Source organism: Nocardia sp. CS682 (assembly GCF_004634405.1).
Taxonomy (GTDB): domain Bacteria; phylum Actinomycetota; class Actinomycetes; order Mycobacteriales; family Mycobacteriaceae; genus Nocardia; species Nocardia ninae.
In genome coordinates, this window is the sequence record NZ_CP029710.1 from 4,235,929 (window position 1) to 4,257,725 (window position 21,797).

19 protein-coding genes are annotated in these 21,797 nt (G+C 66.4%); 9 read left to right on the forward strand and 10 right to left on the reverse strand.

Annotation, left to right across the window (positions count from 1 at the left end; genetic code table 11):
• Positions 1-93: 93 nt before the first annotated feature.
• Positions 94-981, forward strand: coding sequence for an NRDE family protein (locus tag DMB37_RS19080; RefSeq protein WP_135233884.1), 888 nt, complete (start codon positions 94-96; stop codon positions 979-981).
• Positions 982-1,042: 61 nt separating this feature from the next.
• Here DMB37_RS19080 and DMB37_RS19085 read toward each other — a convergent pair whose 3' ends face one another.
• Positions 1,043-1,759 carry a hypothetical protein gene (locus DMB37_RS19085; RefSeq protein ID WP_107653202.1) on the reverse strand — a complete coding sequence of 239 codons (717 nt, stop codon included), beginning with the start codon at positions 1,757-1,759 and terminating at the stop codon, positions 1,043-1,045.
• 453 nt (positions 1,760-2,212) lie between these two features.
• Here DMB37_RS19085 and DMB37_RS19090 point away from each other — a divergent pair, with 453 nt between their 5' ends.
• The 3 genes from DMB37_RS19090 to DMB37_RS19100 all read left to right on the forward strand — a co-directional run bounded on the left by DMB37_RS19090 (position 2,213) and on the right by DMB37_RS19100 (position 7,533).
• Positions 2,213-5,422 (forward strand): (Fe-S)-binding protein, encoded by a 3,210-nt coding sequence (locus DMB37_RS19090; RefSeq protein WP_135233885.1) that lies wholly within the window; start codon positions 2,213-2,215, stop codon positions 5,420-5,422.
• A 190-nt stretch (positions 5,423-5,612) separates the two neighbouring features.
• Positions 5,613-6,521 carry a glycosyltransferase family 2 protein gene (locus DMB37_RS19095; RefSeq protein ID WP_240772455.1) on the forward strand — a complete coding sequence of 303 codons (909 nt, stop codon included), beginning with the start codon at positions 5,613-5,615 and terminating at the stop codon, positions 6,519-6,521.
• 256 nt (positions 6,522-6,777) lie between these two features.
• The gene (locus DMB37_RS19100; protein ID WP_135233886.1) at positions 6,778-7,533 is read left to right on the forward strand and encodes a lytic polysaccharide monooxygenase; all 756 of its coding nucleotides are present in this window, start codon (positions 6,778-6,780) and stop codon (positions 7,531-7,533) included.
• A gap of 111 nt (positions 7,534-7,644) precedes the next feature.
• Here DMB37_RS19100 and DMB37_RS19105 read toward each other — a convergent pair whose 3' ends face one another.
• From DMB37_RS19105 to DMB37_RS19125, 5 genes are all read right to left on the reverse strand, one after another.
• Complete coding sequence (locus tag DMB37_RS19105) at positions 7,645-8,004, reverse strand: hypothetical protein (RefSeq protein WP_206055277.1); 360 nt, start codon at positions 8,002-8,004, stop codon at positions 7,645-7,647.
• Entirely contained in the window at positions 8,001-8,468 is a 468-nt protein-coding gene (locus DMB37_RS19110) for a hypothetical protein (RefSeq protein WP_135233887.1), read from the reverse strand. The genes DMB37_RS19105 and DMB37_RS19110 overlap by 4 nt, the downstream gene beginning before the upstream one ends.
• Positions 8,469-8,536: 68 nt before the next feature.
• Positions 8,537-9,685: an acyl-CoA dehydrogenase family protein gene (locus DMB37_RS19115; RefSeq protein WP_135233888.1), complete on the reverse strand. Its 1,149-nt coding sequence runs from the start codon at positions 9,683-9,685 to the stop codon at positions 8,537-8,539.
• A complete protein-coding gene (locus tag DMB37_RS19120; protein ID WP_135233889.1) occupies positions 9,685-10,914 on the reverse strand; it encodes an acyl-CoA dehydrogenase family protein in 1,230 nt (409 codons plus the stop codon). Before DMB37_RS19120 ends, DMB37_RS19115 begins: the two co-directional genes overlap by 1 nt.
• 145 nt (positions 10,915-11,059) lie before the next feature.
• Positions 11,060-11,596: a YdcF family protein gene (locus DMB37_RS19125; RefSeq protein ID WP_135233890.1), complete on the reverse strand. Its 537-nt coding sequence runs from the start codon at positions 11,594-11,596 to the stop codon at positions 11,060-11,062.
• Positions 11,597-11,730: 134 nt separating this feature from the next.
• Here DMB37_RS19125 and DMB37_RS19130 point away from each other — a divergent pair, with 134 nt between their 5' ends.
• A complete protein-coding gene (locus tag DMB37_RS19130; protein WP_135233891.1) occupies positions 11,731-13,053 on the forward strand; it encodes a UDP-glucose/GDP-mannose dehydrogenase family protein in 1,323 nt (440 codons plus the stop codon).
• A gap of 138 nt (positions 13,054-13,191) precedes the next feature.
• Complete coding sequence (locus DMB37_RS19135; RefSeq protein WP_234390614.1) at positions 13,192-14,496, forward strand: Hsp70 family protein; 1,305 nt, start codon at positions 13,192-13,194, stop codon at positions 14,494-14,496.
• Between the two features lie 56 nt (positions 14,497-14,552).
• On the opposite strand, the gene DMB37_RS19140 is transcribed toward DMB37_RS19135, so the two are convergent.
• The 3 genes from DMB37_RS19140 to DMB37_RS19150 all read right to left on the reverse strand — a co-directional run bounded on the left by DMB37_RS19140 (position 14,553) and on the right by DMB37_RS19150 (position 18,998).
• Positions 14,553-15,827 carry a YibE/F family protein gene (locus DMB37_RS19140; RefSeq protein ID WP_135233892.1) on the reverse strand — a complete coding sequence of 425 codons (1,275 nt, stop codon included), beginning with the start codon at positions 15,825-15,827 and terminating at the stop codon, positions 14,553-14,555.
• 475 nt (positions 15,828-16,302) lie between these two features.
• Positions 16,303-17,559 carry a pyridoxal phosphate-dependent aminotransferase gene (locus DMB37_RS19145; protein WP_135233893.1) on the reverse strand — a complete coding sequence of 419 codons (1,257 nt, stop codon included), beginning with the start codon at positions 17,557-17,559 and terminating at the stop codon, positions 16,303-16,305.
• Between the two features lie 98 nt (positions 17,560-17,657).
• Positions 17,658-18,998 (reverse strand): DNA-binding transcriptional regulator, encoded by a 1,341-nt coding sequence (locus DMB37_RS19150; RefSeq protein WP_107653215.1) that lies wholly within the window; start codon positions 18,996-18,998, stop codon positions 17,658-17,660.
• 231 nt (positions 18,999-19,229) lie between these two features.
• Between DMB37_RS19150 and DMB37_RS19155 the strand changes: the two genes are divergently transcribed.
• From DMB37_RS19155 to DMB37_RS19165, 3 genes are all read left to right on the forward strand, one after another.
• Entirely contained in the window at positions 19,230-19,679 is a 450-nt protein-coding gene (locus DMB37_RS19155; RefSeq protein ID WP_135233894.1) for a hypothetical protein, read from the forward strand.
• Between the two features lie 155 nt (positions 19,680-19,834).
• Positions 19,835-20,644, forward strand: coding sequence for an AraC family transcriptional regulator (locus DMB37_RS19160; RefSeq protein WP_135233895.1), 810 nt, complete (start codon positions 19,835-19,837; stop codon positions 20,642-20,644).
• Between the two features lie 79 nt (positions 20,645-20,723).
• Positions 20,724-21,119 (forward strand): hypothetical protein, encoded by a 396-nt coding sequence (locus DMB37_RS19165; RefSeq protein WP_135233896.1) that lies wholly within the window; start codon positions 20,724-20,726, stop codon positions 21,117-21,119.
• 11 nt (positions 21,120-21,130) lie between these two features.
• Here the strand turns inward: DMB37_RS19165 and dcd are convergent, their stop codons facing one another.
• The gene (gene dcd / locus DMB37_RS19170) at positions 21,131-21,736 is read right to left on the reverse strand and encodes a dCTP deaminase (protein WP_107653218.1); all 606 of its coding nucleotides are present in this window, start codon (positions 21,734-21,736) and stop codon (positions 21,131-21,133) included.
• Between the last annotated feature and the right edge of the window lie 61 nt (positions 21,737-21,797).

Here is a 21,797-nt window from a genome sequence, read left to right on the forward strand (position 1 = left end):
CGCTGTCCTGGGCACATTTCCACTGGCCTTACGCGGCCCTTTCCGCCGCCGATGCGGTGCTGCGCCCGGCACCGGTGCGGCATTCTGGACAGCATGTGTCTGGTGTTGATCGGGTGGCGGGCTCATCCGGAGTATCGATTGATCGTCGCGGCCAACCGCGACGAGTTCTACTCCCGGCCGACCGAGTCCATGCGGTGGTGGCCGGAGGTACCCGGCCTGCTCGCCGGGCGCGATCAGGGCGCGAAGAACAAGGCCGCGGACGACCCGCCGGGCACCTGGCTCGGGTTGACCCGAGAGGGCAAGGGCCGCAACCGATTCGCCACGGTGACGAATGTGCGTGACCCGAAGGGCGAGCGTGGCGATGCCCGGTCCCGCGGCGCGCTGCTGATGGATTTTCTGCGAGGAGTCTCGGAACGCCATCCCAGTGGCGACTTCCCGGGCCCGGAGAAGTACGTGCTCGACGTCGCAGGCGCGCCGGACGACTACAACGGTTACAACCTGGTGGTGTCCGACATGGAATCGCTGTGGTGGCATTCCAATCGCAGCGCTGCACCGCCGCGCGAGCTGCTCCCCGGCTTCCACGGCCTCTCCAACGGTACGTTCGTGAGCTCGGCAGGTCTGAGTCCCGGTAACCCCGATTTAACCGCCCCACAGCCCATCTGGCCCAAAGTACGGTGCGGCGTGACCGAGCTGCGGGCGGTGGTGGAGTCCGACCCCGGTGCCGTGGACCGCTATTTCGCGGTGCTGGCCGATCGTGCCAAGGCCGCGGACGAGGAGTTGCCGAACACGGGGGTGCCGCATCTGCTGGAGCGGCGGCTGTCATCCAGGTTCATCGCCGACGGCGTGCACGGCACCCGGGCGAGCACCGTGCTGCTGGTGCGTGAGGACGGCTCGTTCGTCATGGCGGAGCGATCTTTCGGGCGGTTCGGCAGGCGCCGGGGCGCGGTGTCGTTCGACGGCACGCTGGATCTGCCCGCCTGAAAACGCCCAAACGGGCCCGCTTCTCCGAGGAGAAACGAGCCCGTTTGTGGAGCAGTGGATGCTACTTCGGCGGAAGCGGCTTGTCCGCCCACTGGGTGGTGCCTTCCGGCGCCTGGATGGTGTTGAGCAGCTCGATGCCCGCGGCGAGCAGCGCCGGGCCACCGACGGCGATGGTGCCGAGGATGCCACCGATGCCCGCGCCGACCGGGATGCCGAGCAGGCCGCCGACACCGAAGAGCGGCAGGCCGACGAAGAAGCCGACGACCGCGCCGATGGCGGTACCGACGAAGCCGCCGATGGCGGTGGCGATGCCGAACTTGCTGGCGAATTCGTTCTGCGCCCGCTGGTTCTCGATCGGGGACGCGATGTCCTTGGCGACCGTCTGCACGCCGAGCGGCTTGTCGCCGACGACCAGATCAGCAGGCTTTTCCGGGGTGATCTCGAGGACGGTGTCGTCCTTCTTGGCGACCGCCTTGACCGGCACGTTCTCGCCGCCGACGTTGAACTCGAGCGGGAACGAGATCACGGTGGCGCCCGTCTCGTTCTTGATGTTGGCGATCTGGGTCTTCGGACTTTCCGGGGTCGCGCCGTCCTCCTCGGTCAACGAGAAGGTTCCCCCCTTGAGCGACGCGACAACCGTCTTGTCCACCAACTTGACGGAGTAGTTGATGCCGGGGTCAGCCGGAGCGGCGACAGGCTCGGCATGCGCGGTTCCGAGTCCGATGGTCATCGCGCCGATGACCAACGCGGCACCCGCGGTGGTTCTGCGGAGGTTCATTCAGTTTCCAATCCATCATCAGGTCGCCTACCAGCCGATCCCAATCACGCGAGAGCTCTTCATCAAATCCGGGCGGTCGCCCCGGATCCTCCCCGAGCAGTGTGAAGACAGGCACAGCAGACAGAACGTCGTGAGCGTAATCCAAGCACGACCGAGAAGCGAGATGCATTACGCGACTTGAGGACTAAGCCTGTCCTTACCGAGTAGGCCGGGGGCCTCGACGTTTACGGTGTTGATCACCTGAACTCGCCCTTGGATCGGCAAACCTTGTGTGACGTTCATCACAGGTAAATAGTGAGTCAAGCCCCAGCAAGAGGGGGCATAGCTCAGGTGCAGATCGTACGACAAGTAGCATATGTTACCGGTGGGTAACTTACTGCCGGTTAGGATACGAGCCAATCGGGCGGTGCCGAACCGCCCGCGCTCGTGTTGCCTCTAGAGAAAGGTCGCGACATGAATGCCCTGACAGTGACGCTGGGCACGATTGGGGCGACGCTCAGCCTCTTGTGTTGGGCGTCGTTCATCGGCGGCGTCCGGGACATCGTCCGCGCCATCATGATCGGACAGCCCGCACCGGATCGCTGGCGACCGTTCTTCCCGCGCTTCAAGCAGATGGTCATCGAGTTCCTCGCGCACACCAGGATGGCCAAGTTCCGCACCGTCGGCTGGGCGCACTGGCTGGTGATGATCGGCTTCATGGGTGGGGCCATCCTGTGGTTCGAGGCCTACGGTCAGACCTTCGACCCCGCCTTCCACTGGCCGATCATCGGCAACTGGGCGATCTATCACCTATGGGACGAGATCCTCGGCATCGGCACGGTGCTCGGCATCGGCACGCTGATCGTCATCCGCCAGCTGAACCACCCGCGACTGCCCGAGCGGCTGTCCCGCTTCAGCGGCTCGAAGTTCGGTCCCGCGTACGTGATCGAGCTGATCGTGCTGATCGAGGGCCTCGGCATGATCTTCGTGAAGGCGGGCAAGATCGCCGCCTACGGTCACGCGAATCCCGCGACCGACTTCTTCACCATGCAGGTGGCCAAGCTGCTGCCCGCGAACACCACCATGGTGGCGCTGTTCGCCTTCGTGAAGCTGATGTCCGGCATGGCCTTCCTCTACCTCGTCGGCCGCAACATCACCTGGGGTGTGGCGTGGCACCGGTTCTCGGCCTTCTTCAACATCTACTTCAAGCGTGAAGACGACGGCAGCGTCGCGCTCGGCGCGGCCAAGCCGATGATGTCGAAGGGTCAGCCGGTCGACATGGAGACCGCCGACCCGGACAACGACACCTTCGGCGCCGGCCGGATCGAGGACTTCTCCTGGAAGGGCTGGCTCGACTTCACCACCTGCACCGAGTGCGGTCGGTGCCAGTCGCAGTGCCCCGCCTGGAACACCGGCAAGCCGCTCTCGCCCAAGCTGCTGATCATGTCGCTGCGCGACCACGGCAACGCGAAGGCGCCCTACCTGCTGGCCGGCGGCCGCAAGGACATGGGCGGTGACGAGGTCGGCCTGGTCGACGCCGACGGCAAGCCGAACGAGGCTGCGCTGGCGAAGATCTCCGACGCCGCGAAGGCCGAGGCCGAGCGTCCGCTGGTCGGCGACCTCGAGGCCAACGGCATCATCGACCCCGAGGTGCTGTGGTCGTGCACCACCTGTGGCGCCTGCGTCGAGCAGTGCCCGGTCGACATCGAGCACGTCGACCACATCATCGACATGCGCCGCTACCAGGTGCTCATCGAGTCGGAGTTCCCGTCCGAGCTCGCCGGTCTGTTCAAGAACCTGGAGAACAAGGGCAACCCGTGGGGTCAGAACGCCAAGGATCGGCTCAACTGGATCAACGAGGTCGACTTCCAGATCCCGGTTTTCGGGCAGGACGCCGACAGCTTCGACGGCTACGACTACCTGTTCTGGGTGGGTTGCGCCGGTGCCTACGAGGACCGCGCGAAGAAGACCACCAAGGCGGTCGCCGAGCTGCTCGCCACCGCGGGCGTGAAGTTCATGGTGCTCGGCGCCGAGGAGACCTGCACCGGTGACTCGGCCAGGCGCGCGGGCAACGAGTTCCTGTTCCAGCAGCTCGCCGCGCAGAACATCGAGACGCTGAACTCGGTGTTCGAGGGTGTCGAGGACAAGAAAAAGAAGATCGTCGTCACCTGTGCGCACTGCTTCAACGCGCTCAACAACGAGTACCCGCAGGTGGGTGGCTCCTACGAGGTGGTGCACCACACGCAGCTGCTGAACCGCCTGGTGCGCCAGAAGCAGCTGATCCCGGTCGCCTCGGTGTCGCAGAACGTCACCTACCACGACCCCTGCTACCTGGGCAGGCACAACAAGGTCTACAACGCACCGCGCGAACTGATGGAAGCCTCGGGCTCCACGCTGGTCGAGATGCCGCGCCACGGCGAACGTTCCATGTGCTGTGGCGCCGGTGGTGCGCGCATGTGGATGGAAGAGCAGCTCGGTAAGCGGATCAACGTGGACCGGGTCGACGAGGGCTTGAACACTCTCGCTGCGAACCCGGGCAGCACGCCCGGCAAGATCGCGACCGGCTGCCCGTTCTGCCGCGTCATGCTCAACGACGGCGTCACCGCCGCGCAGGAGAAAGGCGCGGGTGAAGGAGTCGAGGTCGTCGATGTCGCGCAGCTGATGCTGGACGCCATCGACCGGGTCGACGCGGCAAAGCTCACCGAGAACCTCACCGTCGTGCAGCAGCCGAAAGCTCCTGTGGTCGAAGAGGTCGCCGAGCCCGAGCCGGAGCCCGAGGTCGAGACACCGGCGGCCGCGAAGGCGGCACCGGCCGGTGGCGGACTTGCGATGAAGGGTCCGGCCAAAGCACCCGGCGGTGGGCTCGGAATGAAGGGTCCGGCCAAGGCGCCCGGTGGAGGCGGACTCGCCATGAAGGGTCCGGCCAAAGCACCGGGCGGTGGACTCGGTATGAAGGGGGCCGCCAAGGCACCTGGAGCCAAGGCGGAATCCCCGGCTGCCGAAGCGGAGTCGACGCCGGAGGCACCGGCCGCACCGGTCAAGGGCCTGGCCATGAAGGGTCCGGGCAAGAAGCCGGGCGGGCTCGGCATGAAGGGCGCTGCCAAGGCGCCCGGGGCCAAGGCCACACCGACTCCGGCCGCCGAATCCGCGCCTGCGGCAGAGTCTTCCGCAGCGGAGTCCACGGCCGAGGCGCCCGCTCCCAAGCCCGTCAAGGGACTGGGGATGAAGGGTGCCGCCAAGGCACCGGGGGCCAAAGCACCGGGGGCGAAGGCACCCGGAGCGAAGGCACCTGCTCCGGCAGCACCCGCTTCGGCGGAACCCGCGACCGCTGAGACCAGTGCCGCTCCGGAAAGTGCTGCTGCCGAACCGGTTTCGCAGCCCACCGAAACCAAGCCGACGGTGCCCGCCAAGGGTCTGGCCATGAAGTCCGGCTTCAAGCGGCCCGGCGCCAAGGCACCGGGTGCTCCGGCGGCCGCACCTGCGGCTCCGGCGGAGTCGGCCCCGGCGCCCGCCACCGAGCCCGCCGCGGAATCCACTGCGGCGGAAACGGCTTCGGCGGAAACGGCTTCGGAGACGGAGCAGCCTGCCAACGGCAACGGTTCCCCTGCGGCCGCTCCTCCGGCGGCCAAGCCGGGTGGCCTCGGTTTCAAGTCCGGCGCGAAGGCTCCCGGCCGTAAGAACTGACCGCCCTAACTGAATAGTCCTTCCGATCGACCCGGGTCCGCACGTCGGACCCGGGTCGGTCTGTGTCCGACGCCGTAATAACTTGACCAAGCGACCACTTTGCAAAAATACGTCCTACTATTACGCTCCTCTCGAAGGTGATCTTGGGGGATCGGGAGTTCTCCCATGGACAGATAAATAAGGGGGGCGTGTGTCGACGTCTGAGAACGGTGCCGAATCCGACAGACCGATGCTGGTATCGGTGGTGATCCCGGTGTTCAACGGGCTACCCGATCTGGGCGAACAGCTCGAAGGGCTTGCCGAGCAAGACTATTCGGGCCCGTTCGAGGTGATCATCAGTGACAACGGCTCGACCGACGGCCTGCGCGCATACCTCGACCGGCATCCGCTGACCGACCGGCTTCGCTTGCGCCACATAGACAGTTCCGCGCGACCGGGCGGTCCGTACGCCCGCAACGCGGGGACCGCCGCGGCGGCGGGTGATTTCATCGCCTACACCGATCAAGACGATCGCGTGCATGCCGGCTGGCTCAGTGCGCTGGTCCGCGCCGCCGCGGACTACGACGCGGTCGGCGGCCCGATCGAGACCGAGACGCTCAACAGCTCCGAAGTGGCGGCCTGGCGGCCGACGCCCGAACCGGAGCAGCGGTTCACCACGCAGTATCTGCCGTTCGCCCATGGAAACAATATCGGCATGTGGCGCAAGACTTTCGACAAGCTCGGCGGCTACGACGAGACCATGCTCGGCGGTGGCGACGACGTCGATATCTCCTGGCGCATCCAGCAGGCCGGACTCACCCTCGGGCACGCGCCCGAGGCGATGGTCGCCTACCGGCTGCGCACGACGCTGCGCGCCACCTGGCGCCAGGCGGTCGGCTATGGGCGCACCTCGACCGAGGTCTACGTCAAACATCGCCCGCTCGGCTGCCGGCGATTGCCACTCTCGATGACCTGGTTGGCACTGCTGATCGTGCTGCGGCACAATCCGCTGATTCCGTTGACCCGCACGCGGATTCCCACCGGGCTATGGGTATTGCACGCCGGTGTGCTGGTGGGGCGGATCCGCGCCAGCGTGCGGCATCGCACTTTCTACGTGTAGCGCGACTGGGGAAGCACTGGGGACAACCTGGCCGAATTGTGCAGGTTCACCAGTTCCCTTATGGCGCTATCGATCCCGGCGCTCAAACCCACGATACGTCAACATACTCGCTGCTACAGCGCGCCTTGTTCCTTGCTCCGGGCGCACGGGCGACTTATCGTTTCTTGCACATTAGAGCTCGAAATGTCCCCGTTTACGTCACATTTGATCACTGAACAGTACGCCGGCCCCTACTGCTCAGGCTATGAGGAGCGCCATGAAGAATCAAAGAAGACTCACCATGTTCGGGGCCGCGGTAGCAATCGCACCCCTGTTGGCGGTTCTGTTCCCGGCCGGAACAGCCAGCGCGCACGGCTACATTTCATCGCCGGCCAGCAGGCAGGCCCAGTGCGCGGCAGGCAGCGTGTCCTGCGGTCCGATCAAGTACGAACCGCAGAGCGTCGAAGGACCGAAAGGCCTGCGCAACTGCCACGGCAACAACGCCCAGTTCGCCGAACTCAACGACGACAGCAAGCCGTGGAAGGTGCATTCCGTCGGTTCGTCGGCGTCGTTCACCTGGACGAACACCGCGCGGCACAGCACGTCCAACTGGGAGTACTACATCGGCGGCACCCGGGTCGGTGTCTTCCCCGGCAACAATCAGCAGCCGGGCCAAACCGTCACGCACAACGTGAATTTCGGCGGCATCTCCGGACGCCAGAAGATGCTGGCCATCTGGAACATCGCCGATACCGCGAACGCCTTCTACGCCTGCGTCGATCTGAACATCGGCGGTGGCTCGAACCCGACCACCACCACGGTGCCGCCGACCACCACCACGACGACACCGCCGACCACGACGGTGCCGCCGACCACCACCCCGCCCACCGGCCGCCAGTGGGCCGTGGGCACCAGCTACGCAGCCGGCAATGAAGTCGCCTACGACGGCGCCCGCTACCTGTGCCGCCAAGCACACACCGCGAGCCCCGGCTGGGAACCCCCGAACACCCCCGCCCTATGGCAAAAGCTCTGAGCTGACGCAGCTGTCCCGGACCTCGACGCCGAGGCCCGGGACAGCTGCGTGTAATTGCGGTTGACCCGTGCGGTGCCGCGCACCGGGCAGGCGGTAGTCGCGCGTCGGCGGCTACTCGGTTTCCTTCGGATGCCCTGCGAGGCATCGCTCCAGCAGTACCCGGCCGGCATATTTACTGCCCTTGGGCGCATGCTCTATGAAGTACCAGAGCCGACCGCTGTCGGTGATCTTGTACTGGTACCGCTCATAGGCCTGACCTTGGTAGCTGCCATAGCGCAATTGACCCTTGAGCGAATAGAGCCTCGGCGACTGCACGTCCGGAGCACGCGTGAGCGTGTCCCAGGCATCGGCCATCGCGTTACGCGCCGCGGCGAGACAGTCGATCCAGCCTTTCTGCGCCTCGCTGGTGATGAAGGCGATCTGGTATTCGGTTCGTTTGAGCGGTCGCGGCACCTCTTGCCGCTTGCTCACTCATCACCCCTCGGGTCACGCACCACCACCGGGGTTTCGAGATAGCTGAGGTCCGTGCCGTCCACCCGGACCCTCGGATCGGCGTGTGCCGCAGCGGTATCCCGCCACGCGGCCAAGGTGGCGGTCAGCCCGGCGAGCTGCCCGACAGCGAGCCCACCCCGCGCGTGGTTGAGGAAGTCGGCTACGAACTCGGGGCGTTCCGACTCGGGCAGTAGCTCGATCCAGGGGAAGGTGATCGTCAACCGCCCGACCAACCGTTCGAGGATTTCGTCATCGAGTGCGAGCGCCAGCAGCTGGGTCAGGGCACCGAGCGTCTCCTCCGTCGCCGCCGACTCCGCCGCATCGGACAGCCGGACAGGCGGCGCGGAGCGACGAACGAGGATTACATCCCCGTTCTCCTCCATCGTCTCGATGACCCGGTTCGGGTCGCGCAGGAACTCCGACCAGGTAGCTGTCGCACTCATCTCCCTAGTATGTCAGAACTAGTTCTGATGTCGAGGACCAATACTTTTGCCGCAGGTCAGCGCATCAACTACGGGCGGGTGAGGGCTGCGTATTTGGCCAGGTGGTGGTCGCTGGGGCCGAATTCGTGTTCGATGGCGGTGAGGCGTTTGAAGTAGTGGCCGATGGCGAGTTCTTCGGTCATGCCCATGGCGCCGTGTAATTGGACGGCGTTCTGGCCGATGAAGCGGGCGGCGCGGGCGATGGTGACCTTGGCGGCGGAGACGGCGCGGGCGCGGGTGGGGGTGTCGGCGTCGAGGGAGTAGATCGCCAGGTAGACGGCGGCGATGGCTTGTTCGAGTTCCATGTACATGTCGACCATGCGGTGTTGCAGCACTTGGAAGCCGCCGATGGGCTGGCCGAATTGCTTGCGCTGCTTGACGTATTCGAGGGTGTCGGCGAGTACTTTGCGCAGGCAACCGACGGCCTCGGCGGCGGTGGCGGCGATGGCCTCGTCCACGGTCGGTTCGATGGCGACCCAGGCTGTCCCCTCGACGCCGAGCAATGCGTCGGCGGGCAGGCGGAAGTCGGTGAAGATCAGGTCGGCCGCGACGCGGTCGTCGATGGTCCGATACGAGTGCACCTCGATGCCTACCGGTGGGTTGTCCGCGTCGAATGCGGTGTGGAACAACGAGATACCGTGTTGGTCGCGGCGATTGCCCGCGGTGCGTGCGGTGATCAGCAAGTGGGTCGCCAACGGCGCGCTGGTCACCACCGTCTTGGTGCCGTCGAGCACCCACGAATCACCGTCGCGCCGTGCGGTCGTCGAGACATCGTGCAGGGTGTGGCCCGAAGTCGGTTCCAGCGCAGCGAAAGCGGTGCGCACATCGCCGGACACGATCTGCCGCAACAACGCGTCGGCCCGCTCGCCGCCGGACCGGTTCAACAGCCCGGCCCCGATCACGACCGTGTCCACGAACGGCTCGACGACCAGTGCCCGGCCGAGTTCCTCGGCGATCACCATCAATTCGACCGGGCCGCCGCCCATCCCGTCGACCCGCTCGGGCAGGGTCGCGCCCAGAATGCCGAGCTCGTCGGCGAAACCGCGCCATACGGCGGGCTGCCAGCCCGCGCCCATCTTGGCTGCGTGGCGGCTCTTCGCCAGGTCGTAGCGGGCGCCGAGGAATCCGGCGATCGCGGTGCGGAGCAGTTCCTGCTCGTGGGTAAGGGTGAAGTCCATCAGAGCCCCAATGCTGCTTTGGCGAGGATGTTTCGCTGAATTTCGTTGCTGCCCGCGTAGATCGAGCCTGCCCGGTCGTTGAAGTAGCGCAGCGGCGCGACGGCCTGCCACTCCTCGCCACTGCGGTAATCGTCGGCGGGCGGGGTGAACTCGGCGATCGGCCCGCCGGGTGCGGTGGCGTGCGGCTGGTATACCCGGCCGCGCGGACCGGCGGCGGTCAAGGCCAGCTCGGTCAATTTCTGGCTCAGCTCGGTGGCCAGAATCTTCAGCATCGAGGAGGCCGGTCCCGGATTCTCGCCACGCGACATCGCCGAAATCGTGCGGTACTCCAGGATTTCGAGCACCTCGGTGCGAATCCGCGCCTCGGCGAGTTTCGCCGCGAACGCCGGATCATCGATCAGCGAGTTACCGTCCGGGCCGGTTTGTTCCGCCGCGTCGACGGCGATCTCCTGCGCCATCGCCTGCAGGTACGGCGCCATCGCCCCACCACGCTCGTGCACGAGCAGGTATTTCGCGACCGTCCACCCCTCGTCGATCTGGCCGAGCACGTTGCTCTTCGGCACCCGGACATTGTCGAAGAAGACCTGGTTCTGTACCTGTTCGCCGGAGGTCATCACCAGTGGCCGGATCTCGATGCCCGGCGTGCGCATATCGATCAGCAGGAAGGTGATGCCCTGCTGCTTCTTGCCCGTGCGCGAGGTTCGCACGAGGCAGAAGATCCAATTCGCCTCGGTCGCATGGGTGGTCCAGATCTTGCTACCGGTGCACACGAGGTCGTCGCCGTCCTCGACGGCCGCCATCGTCAGCGACGCCAGATCGGACCCTGCCTCCGGCTCCGAATAGCCCTGGCAGAAAAAGACTTCGCCGGTCAGGATCCGCGGCAGATAGAACGCCTTCTGCTCCGGCGTCCCATACGCGATGATCGCGTGCGCCACCATCTTGATCCCCATCGGCGACAACGCGGGCGCTCCCGCCAGCGTCGACTCCCGGGTGAAGATGTAGTGCTGCGTCAAACTCCAATCGCACCCGCCGTACTGCACCGGCCACGCGGGCGCCGCCCACCCTCGCTCATGCAGAATCCGCTGCCACGCCATGCTCGCCTCGTGGTCCGGATACACGCTGGTCGCCAGCCGCCCCGCCCGCCGCAACTCCGGCGTCAGCTTCGCCGCCAGAAACTCGCGCACCTCGTCCCGAAATGCCAAATCCGCCGCTGACCAGTCGTAATCCATCTGCCCTCCCGGAGGGTGTGCGCCTTGCGTCGCGTCCGGCAGGCGGTGCGAAGCGAGACAGAACAAAGTCGTGTCTCCCGCACTGTAGCAAAACTGATGTCAGGTGCCAGCACTTGCCGAGTGGCATTGACGTCAGGCGTTGCCGTCAGCAATCCTCGACCGCGGCCTTGACGTAGCCGACGGACTGATAGAGGTAGTCGTAGGCCCAGCGCAGCACCGACAGCCGGGGTTCGGGGTCGACGAAGAGAAGTTCACCGGCCCAGCACTTTCCGAGGATGTAGCGGGCGCGGGAAATGTGCGGGGTGAAGGTGACGACGATGACGCGCTGCCAACCGCCCGCCCGGGCCAGGCGCGCCAGCTCGCGTCCTTCGCCCCTGGTGGTCCTCGGGGAGGGATCGAAACAGATCACCTCGAAGCCGTAGTTACCGCGGCAGATCCGGTTGATCATGACGCTGTTCTCGTAGGGGTCGGAGATCAGGACTCGCGGGGCGAATCCCTCGGCGGCCAGTCGAAGGCCCAGTTGTTCGCGTCCGTCGTGCGCTCCCCCGAGGACCAGAACGGCGTCGGCCGGGGCCGGTAAATCGGTACGGGGACGGACGTACACGGGCCAGAGGGCAACCCCGGCTACGGCGAGCACGACGACGAGGACCAGGCAGGCCCTGACCCATCGGCGGCGTCGCATCCGATCAATGCTAGCCATATATTCGCAGGTCAGGGCCGCCGGTACGGGATCTGTCGCCACATGTACACCTCCCGTTGCCGTGACCCTTGCCTCGGTGACGTGGCGCGGCCACCGGCGGGGCTTATCAATCGATCATGCGATGCACAGTCTTCGGAACCGGGTACCTCGGGGCCACGCACGCAGCGTGCATGGCCGAGCTCGGGCATGACGTCATCGGGGTGGATGTCGACCCGGGCAAGGTCGCGAAGCTGTCCGATGGCGTGGTGCCGTTCTACGAACCCGGTCTCGAGGACGTGCTGCGGCGCAACCTCGACACCGGCAGGCTGCGCTTCACCACCTCCTACGCCGAGGCGGCCGCGCACGCCGACGTGCATTTCCTCGGGGTGGGGACGCCGCAGAAGAAGGGTGAGTACGCCGCCGACCTCAAGTACGTGCACGCCGTGGTCGATACCTTGGCGCCGATGCTCGAGCGCCCGTCGGTGATCATCGGCAAGTCGACCGTGCCGGTCGGCACGGCCGCGGCGCTCGGCGCCAGGGCGCGCGGGCTGACCTCGACCGACGTCGAGGTGGCCTGGAACCCGGAGTTCCTGCGCGAGGGCTTCGCGGTGAAGGACACGCTGCGCCCGGATCGTCTTGTGCTCGGGGTGGATCGGGAGCGGCCGGGCGCGGGCTGGGTCGAGGACATGGTGCGCGAGATCTACGCGGAACTGATCGCCGACGAGGTGCCGTTTCTGCTGACCGATTTGGCCACCGCCGAATTGGTGAAAGTCTCGGCGAATGCCTTTCTGGCAACCAAGATTTCGTTTATCAACGCGGTTTCGGAAGTGTGCGAGGCGACCGGCGCCGACGTGACGATGCTGGCCGACGCGCTCGGTTACGACGCCCGCATCGGACGCCGATTCCTCAATGCCGGACTGGGTTTCGGCGGCGGTTGTCTGCCGAAGGATATTCGGGCCTTCATGGCTCGCTCCGGTGAACTCGGCGCCGACCACGCGGTGGCATTCCTGCGTGAGGTGGACAACATCAACATGCGCCGCCGCACCAAGGTGGTGGACATGGCCGCCCGCGCCTGCGGCGGTTCGCTGCTCGGCGCGAATGTCGCGGTGCTCGGCGCGGCGTTCAAACCGGAATCCGACGATGTTCGCGATTCGCCCGCGCTGAATGTGGCCGGCATGATCCAGCTGCACGGCGCGGTGGTGACGGTGTATGACCCTAAGGCGCTGGAGAATTCGCGCCGGGTGTTCCCGACCCTGAACTACGCGACCTCGGTGGCGGAGGCCTGTGAGCGAGCCGACGTTGTGTTGGTGCTCACCGAATGGGACGAGTTCACGGCGCTGCGCCCGGAGGATTTGAATAGGGTAGTTCGGACAAAATCCATCATCGACGGGAGGAATTGTCTCAATCGTGCCAACTGGCGGGCGGCCGGATGGGTGTACGCGGGACTCGGTACGCCGTAGAGTTGCGTCGCGAAGGCGGGGACTACTGCCGGACGATTAGTCCTGCCGTAGGCACGGTCGCTCTTCGACGGTATGGTCCGGGGAGCGGGCCTTCGCGCGGGCTCGCATGTCGTGAAGTGTGAACGAGATGGGCAGCTGATGAGTTCGGTACTGGGAGTTTCGGTGGGGGCCGGCGCTGTCCGTATGGCGCGGCCACACACCGGGAACCCCCACGGCCACGTCGAGGCGCACTCGTTCGATCTGCAGACCATTCCGGTTGCCGGGCAGACCGTGGAGGAGCTGGCCGCCGAGGCCGTCGGCGTCACGCTGGAGACCACCCCGGACATCATCGCCACCGCCATCGCCTACCGCAGCGAGCAGCACGCCCGCGCGCTCCGCGCCGCCATGGCACGCCAGCAGCTGACCAACTACGAACTCGTCCCCGAGGTCGTCGCCGCGCTCGAATTCGCGCAGTCCACCGGTGATATTCGCGGTATCTCCTCGCTGGTCGTCTACGACCTCGGCAGCTCCGGACTCACCGTGAGCGTGGTCGACACCCAGTCGCGTGAGGTCCGCTACAGCGAACGCACCAGCGATATCAGCGGCGACTACCTCGACTCGCTGATCCGCGAACAGCAGATCGCCTCCGGCCGGATCGCGCACCCGCCGGACGCGGCGGGCCTGGCCGTCCTGGACGGGCTGTGTCGCGAAGCCAAGGAGCAACTGTCCTCCAACACGGCCGTCGCGCTGCCCAGCGAACAGGGCCTGGTGCTGCTGGCGCAGGAGAACTTCGAATCGCTGATCATGCTGGCGATCGAGTCGTCGGCCCGGATGGCCCGCGACGTGATCACCCGCTCCGATCGGCCGGTACACGGCGTGCTCGCGATCGGCGGTTGCGCGCGGATTCCGCTGGTAGCCAGGGTCCTCGAACGATGGATGGGCGTTCCGGTGATCGTGCCGGAGAGCCCGGAGACGGTGATCGCCCGCGGCGCGGCACTGCTGGCCCGACCGGTCGTGCCGGAGCCGGTGGTCAGTGCCGCAGCCATGGATGCGGAGTTGTCCCCCGCCTGGTTATCGGCGCCGCCGAAACGCCGCAAGCGCGAGATCAGCGGCGCCGTGCTCACCGTCAGCGCGCTCGCGGTGGTCGCCGCGATCGGGCTCGGGCTCGGCTACGGTCCGCAAGTACTGCAACGCGATTCACACAGCGAGGGCTCGCCGTCGACGCCGACGACCAGCGCGCCGCGCACCACCACGCACGACCCGCAGATCGCGGTCGCACCGGCCACACCGACGGAGACCGCCGCGGAGTCGATCGCCGCACCACCGCCGCGCCGCCCGACCACAGAGGCCCCGCCGCCGCCCGCGCCGGGCCCGAACACCATTGTGGTGCCCGGCCTTCCGCCGATCGTGGTCCCCACGATCCCACCCGAGGTCTTCCCCTTCCCGCCACCGCCCCCGCGCTAGTCAGTCCGGGACGGTTCGAACGCGCGGCGGTGCGACACCGGCCGACGCGTGCGGAATCAGTTGCGCGCGTGCCGAGCTCGACGCGGCGGTGCCGCCGGCTTTCCCCGCGTACCGAACGGGCGGGCGAGCATGACGGCGATCCCGGTGGTCAGCGGGACGGACAAGGCCAGCGCGATACCGCCGACGGATGACCGAGCGATCTCGATGGCGACCGCGTCACCGGTCAGCACGTCGCGAATGGACCGGCCCGCGACACTGAACAACAGCAGCAGCGGCAGCGCGCCACCGGCGTAGGCGAGCACCAGGGTGTAGACGGTACTGGCGATGTGGTCCCGCCCGACCCGCATGGCCGCCGTGAAAACCTCACGCCGAGAGGCGGACTCGTCGATCGCGGCCAGCTCGAACGCGGCCGAAGCCTGCGTGATGGTGACGTCGTTGAGCACGCCGAGCGAGCCGATGATGAACCCGGCCAGCAGCAGCCCGGTGATGCTCACGTGCTCGAGGTAAGTGGCGACGTTGGTGTTCTGCTCCTCGGACAGGCCCGTCAAATGCGTGATCTTGATGGCGACCCAGGACAGCACCGCCGCGACGACCATCGAGGTCAGCGTGCCGAGCAACGCCGAACTGGTGCGCAGATTCACCCCGTGCGCGAGATACAACACGGCATAGAGGATCAGGGAGCCCGCCACCAGCGCGACCGGAATCGCGGGCTTGCCGTCCAGCAGCGCGGGCAACATGAACATCACCAGCACGGCGAAGGCGAACACCAGCCCGAGCAGGGCGCGTAGGCCACGCCAGCGCGCCACCACCACGATCACCACGACGAAGACCACGAAGATCAGCGTCAACGGAAAACCGCGCGCGTAGTCCTCGAACGAATACATCGGGGTGCCGCTGGGATCGGTCTGCCGCACCAGCCGGATCTCGTCCCCGGCGCGCAGATCGGGTTGTCCTGGGCCGGGCGGGATTTCGAACAGCGTCTTGTTGCCCTGGTGCGGCCCGGACTCGATGGTGATCAGGCTGCGCTGGCAGGTGTAGGCGTTGTTGCGCGGCGGCTCCGGCTTGTCCACGAACACCTTGCCGATCGACGTGCTGCCGCACGGACCGACGTCCTGCATGACCACCGTGCCCGCCTCGGTCTGCACCGCACCGCCGCCCGCGTTCTGCATGGGCAGCGGGATATCGATGTGCTGTTTGTCCGGCCACAGCAGGACCGTGCCGAGCAGCACGAGGGCACCGATGACGGTGAGCAGGCCGACGACGACGCGCGCGGCAGTGTCACCGATCGCGATCGGACCGGAGTGGTCGTGGTGATGATGATGGTCGCTCATGACCGCGCGGGGCTCCTACCCTGTCCGTCGTTGCACTGGGGGCGTTCCCCAGCGGGCAGGAACGGCTGTGCGCCCCGAGTCGGCTGCCCGCAGCCGAGCTTAAAGGATTTCATTTTCAAAAGCGCCGCGGCGAACGGAAACGGCGGGAGTCGGCGCTGCGACATTTGTGGCGCTGTGGCGCGGCGACACCGTGGCGCGGCGGCCGGGGAAAGGGGTTCGGAGGGGGCGGCGGAGAGCAGGGGGATGTCTCCGCCGCCCACAGGCCGGCGGCCCAGGGGGGTAGGCGGCCGAACCCGAGACCGGGTTAACCCAGGGGGTAGGCAACCCGGTCGGGCACTCGAAAGTGCCAAGTCCTACTGTACACAAAAGTACTTCTAATGCGCTAGCTAGTCTCCAAACTTCGCGTATATCCATACATTCGGTCGGTTTATCCGCTAGAAGCGGGGCGGCGCGGTGGCCCCGCCGGGTCGCAACTCTATTGGCGATAGCTCGACAAGAAGTTGCCGAAGCGCTCGATGGCTACCGCGAGATCCCTGGCCCACGGCAGCGTCACGATCCGCAGGTGATCATGGTTGGGCCAGTTGAAGCCGGTCCCCTGCACCATCAGGATCTTCTCCTGCAGCAGCAGATCCAGGATCAGCTTCGAATCGTCATGGATCTCATGCACATTCGGGTCCAGCCGGGGGAACGCGTACAGCGCGCCCTTCGGCTTCACGCACGACACACCGGGAATCATGTTCAGCCGCTCCCACGCGACGTCACGCTGCTCCAGCAGTCGTCCGCCGGGCAGGATCAGATCCTCGATGCTCTGATGTCCGCCGAGCGCGACCTGAATCGCATGCTGCGCAGGCACATTCGGGCACAGCCTGGACGAGGCGAGCAGGTCGATGCCCTCCAGCAGACCCGACGCGTGGTCCTTCGGACCGGTGATGGCCAGCCACCCGGCGCGGTAGCCCGCGACCCGGTACGCCTTGGACAGGCCGTTGAAGGTCAGGCACAGCAGATCGGGCGCCACCGAGGCCAGCGAAATATGCTTGGCGTCGTCGTAGAGGATCTTGTCGTAGATCTCGTCGGCGAGCAGCAGCAACTGATGCTTACGCGCAATATCGACGAGTTGCTGAAGAATTTCCGCAGAATATACGGCGCCGGTCGGATTATTCGGATTGATCACCAGCAGAGCCTTGGTCTTGTCGGTGATCTTCGATTCGATATCGGCGATGTCGGGCTGCCAGCCGCTGGACTCGTCGCACAGGTAATGCACCGGCGTGCCACCGGCCAGGCTGGTCATCGCGGTCCACAGCGGATAGTCCGGCGCCGGGATCAGCACCTCGTCACCGTTGTCCAGCAGCGCCTGCATGGTGATGGTGATCAGCTCGGAGACCCCGTTGCCCAGGTAGACGCTGTCCACGTCCAGCTCCGGGAATCCGGGCACCAGCTCGTACCGGGTGACGATCGCGCGCCTGGCCGACAGGATGCCCTTGGATTCGGAGTAGCCCTGGGCATACGGCAGCGCCGCGATGATGTCGCGCATGATCACATCGGGGGCTTCGAAGCCGAACGGCGCGGGGTTGCCGATATTGAGCTTGAGGATGCGATGACCCTCGGCCTCCAGCCGTGCTGCCTGCGCGTGTACCGGTCCACGAATCTCGTAGACGACGTTCTGTAGCTTCGTGGACTGCTCCAGCACGCGCGGCGGGCGATGCGGTAGATGACTTGGGCTCACCCGTCCCATGGTGCCATCCGCGGCAAATGGATAAACCGCCGCTCGCCGTCAATTGCCCGTATTTCACTGGGCAGTGATGAGCGGCGAGCGGGGATGTGATCAGTACCTCAGGAAGGGGAGTTGCCAGGAGGTATCCCCTTCGCGGCCGTCGTGCCGCAGAATTCTTCGATTCGCTCGTCCAGGAACCGCGCCTCGACCGCGTCCCGGAAATCCGGGCCCGCGATCCGCCTGCGCACGCCGGTCAGCCGCTCCTCCAACTGCGCGAGGCGCTTGTCCTCGGCCAGACCGAGCACCGGACGCAGCGCCTCGGTGGCGCCGTCGAGGCTGCCGTTGATCAGATGCGCGGCGGCGCAGTCGACCCGGGCCAGCGATTCGGCACCGTAGGACCGTTGCTCCGACGGGCCGCTGGCGTACAGATCGATGGCCCGCTGGGTGGCGGCCAAGGCGAGTTCGGCCTCCCCGAGATGGATGTAGGTGGCGCCCGCGTAGTACTGCGCCTTGGCGTCGTTGAACCCGAATACCCCACCCACCTCGTCGTGCAGCGTGTCGGTTTCGGACACCTCGCGGGCATCGTCGGCGGCGCGGATGCACCGATCAGCCTCCGCCGGACTGCCGAGCCGAGACCAGATCCGGGCCTCGATATTGAGCAGCCGCACCTTCGCCGTCGCCGACTCGGCGAACTCCTGCCCGCTCTGCGCCAGCAGCACGCCCCGTCGCGGCCGCTCCGACCAGTACTCGATCAGCGCGTGCATGCCACGGGTCCAGGCCCGCAACCCGTTGTGGCCACACAGTTCGGAGTAGGCCCAGGCCGCTCTGATCTGTTCACCCGCCGAGTCGTAGTAGCCGAGATCGGTACTGGCGTTGGCGAGCAACCCGGACAGGGTGCCCGCCAGCATGTACAGATGACTGGTGTCGACGGGCCGTTGATGCCCCTCCAGCAGCCGGTACACCCGCCGCCGGACCCGCAGCATCTCGACCATCATCGGCACCGGGGGCACGTGCACATAGTCGTTCGCGATGCGCGTCACGTCGGCATCGAGTTGCTCCAAGGTGGTAACGCCCAAGTTTGTGCTCTCCGCGTGGCCAGCGTGCTCGCTGGCCTCATGGGCAGCCGCCATGATCAGATCCCTCTCCGAAATCGCTGCTAACGCATCACCTCTCATCGCACCGGCGTCTATGAGAGCCAAAAGTTCCGCGTCGCTCGAATAGTGGACGCGCGCCGAGGTATCGGCGGACGCATCGATTCCAGGCGGGGTCGGGCGGTCGGCCATCGATGGATCGATCATGGCCGCAAACCGTGCCCGCACAACGTCGTCCGACCTGGCCAGGGAGGTATCGAGAGCGGCTTGATTGATCGGACGTGGATGGACGCGGACGCCGCCGGCCTCCCACTTCGACACCAGGCGTTCGTGCACCCCGAGGTGTGCCGCGAACTGCCTGATGCTCATGCGCTTGGCATCGCGAAGGGCACGGGCCTCTTTACCTGACCATTGCCGGACCACGATGTCATCCCTTCCGAAAGAACTCTTTCCCAGGGTACGAGGGGTTTGTGAGCACGGCTACATACGAAACAGAGCTGGTATCAGAGGCAGCGGAAAGGCAGCAGAAGGCGGGCGTGCGGGCAATACCGAAACCGGGGCGCGACCGGGACCCTTGAGCAGGGAGGCAAGGAGTTCGCCGTGAATGTGGAGAAACTCAGGACTGTTGACGATTGGGTTGCGTTCTATCGGCACGAGTTCGGGCTACCGGTGACCGAGCGTGGCGGCTTCGTCATGCTGCCGATCACCGGCCGCGTTTGCGTTGTCCACTTGCCTACCGCCCGTGCCGAAAAGGTACGGGCCGCACTGGATCAGCAAGGGGCCAGGGGGCCCATGCTGGCCAGGCAGATCCGGTGGAGCTTTCTGGCCGAACCGGACAGCCGGCCGGGAACGCAGGTGTTAGAGGTGCTCAACCGCCTCGACATCGGCATTCCCGCCATCGGCAGCGCCGTGATGTTGCCGACCGGCCTCGGACGGTGGACCCGGGAAGGGTGCTTCTGGGTATCCCCGCCGAGGCGTGGCGACACGCTGCCACCGCTATCCGTCATTATCACGACGGCGCTGGCGGTGGGGGCGGGCGGCGGGGACTGATCACGCGCCGCGATCGGTTCCCGTTGCCGCCCGGCGCTTTACCGGACCGAATCCGCCCCATTCCCGGCAGTCGACGGGGCGGACTCGGGCCGGTGCCATCGTCATCCCCTGCGCTGAAGCGAGCCATGGCGAGGAAGTCGCTTTAGTGTTGAGGGATGGGTGGTGATCGGCTGAGCGACCTGCGCGGGACGTATCAGGTGCGTGCGCACCAGATCGTTCCCGCGTCGGCCGCAGCCTTCGCCGGCCTGGATGTGCTCCGCTGCTTCGGTTTCGATGTGCTGGAGCCGAACCCGGTGCGGCGCAGGAAGATTCCGGGCGGCACGGTCAAGATCGTGTTCGCGCTGGAGGGGACCTTCGAGGGGCGCAGTCTCGACCCGACCGCATTGGTCATCGGTTTGCACGATCGGGCGGGGACGGCCGGGCACGCCGGACGGATGCGCAGCGTGCAGGTGCAACTCGATCCGCTGACGGCGCACCGGTTACTCGGCGTGCCGATGGACGAATTACGCAATGGCGCGGTCGAACTCGCCGAGTTGCAGGGGCGGTCGGTGCAGCGCCTGGCCGAGCGACTTGCCGAAACAGCTACCTGGCCGGATCGCTTCGCGTTGGTGGCCGACTACCTTCGCGCGCGGTCGCGCGAGGCCGACGACAGTGCGGATCAGGCGATCACACATGCGGTCCGGCAATTGCGGCGTTCTGCGGGCAGGCTGCCGGTAGCCGAGCTGGCCGCCGAAACCGGCTGGAGCGCAAGGCATTTCCGGCGCCGCTTCGCCGAGCAAGTCGGGCTGCCACCGAAAGACTACGGCTCACTGCTGCGCTTCTCGGCCGCGCTCACCGCGCTGACGAACGAACCATCGCGCGATATGAGCGTGCTCGCGGGCGATTTCGGCTACTACGACCAATCGCATCTGATCCGGGATTTCCAGCGCTTCGCCGGCGCACCGCCGGGACGCCTGCTCAGCTGAGCGTGACCCATTCGTCCAATACTGCGGGAGCCGGCGCGACATAGCGTGCACGGACCTCGACCGCGAAGGACCTACAGCGATGTCCGCTTCACCGATCACCGTGCGGATGGCCGTCTTCGGCATCGGCATTCATGCGATCAACCATGTCCTCGTCCTCTTGTTCTCGCCGTTCAGCTGGAACGTCGGCACCGTTTTCCATCTCACCCACGGACCGATCTACGCCGCGCTACTTGTGCCGATTCTGCGCGGCAAGAACTGGGCGCGGATCACCATCACGGTGCTGCTCGCCGGCCAGTTCCTCGGGCGGTTCGTGGTGTGGGTGATGTTTCCGAGCACCGGCGCGCACCTGGCGTTGATCGGCGGGTGGGCGCTGTCGGTGGTGGTGCTCACGCTGCTGTGGGTGCCCGGTTCGACGCGACGGTACTTTCGGCGGAGCCGCGCGCAGGATCGGTCGGTCGCGGAGGTGGCCGACTGAGTGTCGGCGGGCTAGCTCTGCCGCGATTCCGCGGCGTCCACCACGGCGGCGGGCAGCGGGAAGTTCAGGTAGGACTTCGACGGTGTCGGCCCGCGCTGGCCTTGATACTTCGAGCCCGCGGTGGCACTGCCGTAGGGATGCTCGGCCGGACTGGTCAGCCGCAGCAGGCACAGCTGGCCGATCTTCATGCCGGGCCACAGGGTGATCGGCAGGTTCGCCACGTTCGACAGTTCGAGGGTGATGTGGCCGCTGAAACCGGGGTCGATGAAACCCGCGGTCGAATGGGTCAGCAGACCGAGCCTGCCGAGACTCGACTTGCCCTCCAGCCGGCCCGCCAGATCGTCCGGCAGCGTGCATACCTCGAGCGTGGAGCCAAGCACGAACTCGCCCGGGTGCAGCACGAACGGCTCGCCCGGAGCGGGCTCGACCAGGCTGGTCAGCTCGTCCTGGCGTTGCGCGGGGTCGATATGGGTGTAGCGGGAGTTGTCGAACACCCGGAACATGCCGTCCAACCGCACGTCGATACTCGACGGCTGGATCAGGCTCGCCAGGAGCGGCTCGACGCCGAGACGCCCAGCGGCGATCTCCGCACGGATGTCGCGATCGGAAAGCAGCACGCCGAGCAGCGTAGCGCCTGCTGGTCCACGCGCTTCAGGCGCACAGTGGCAGTGCGGTGTC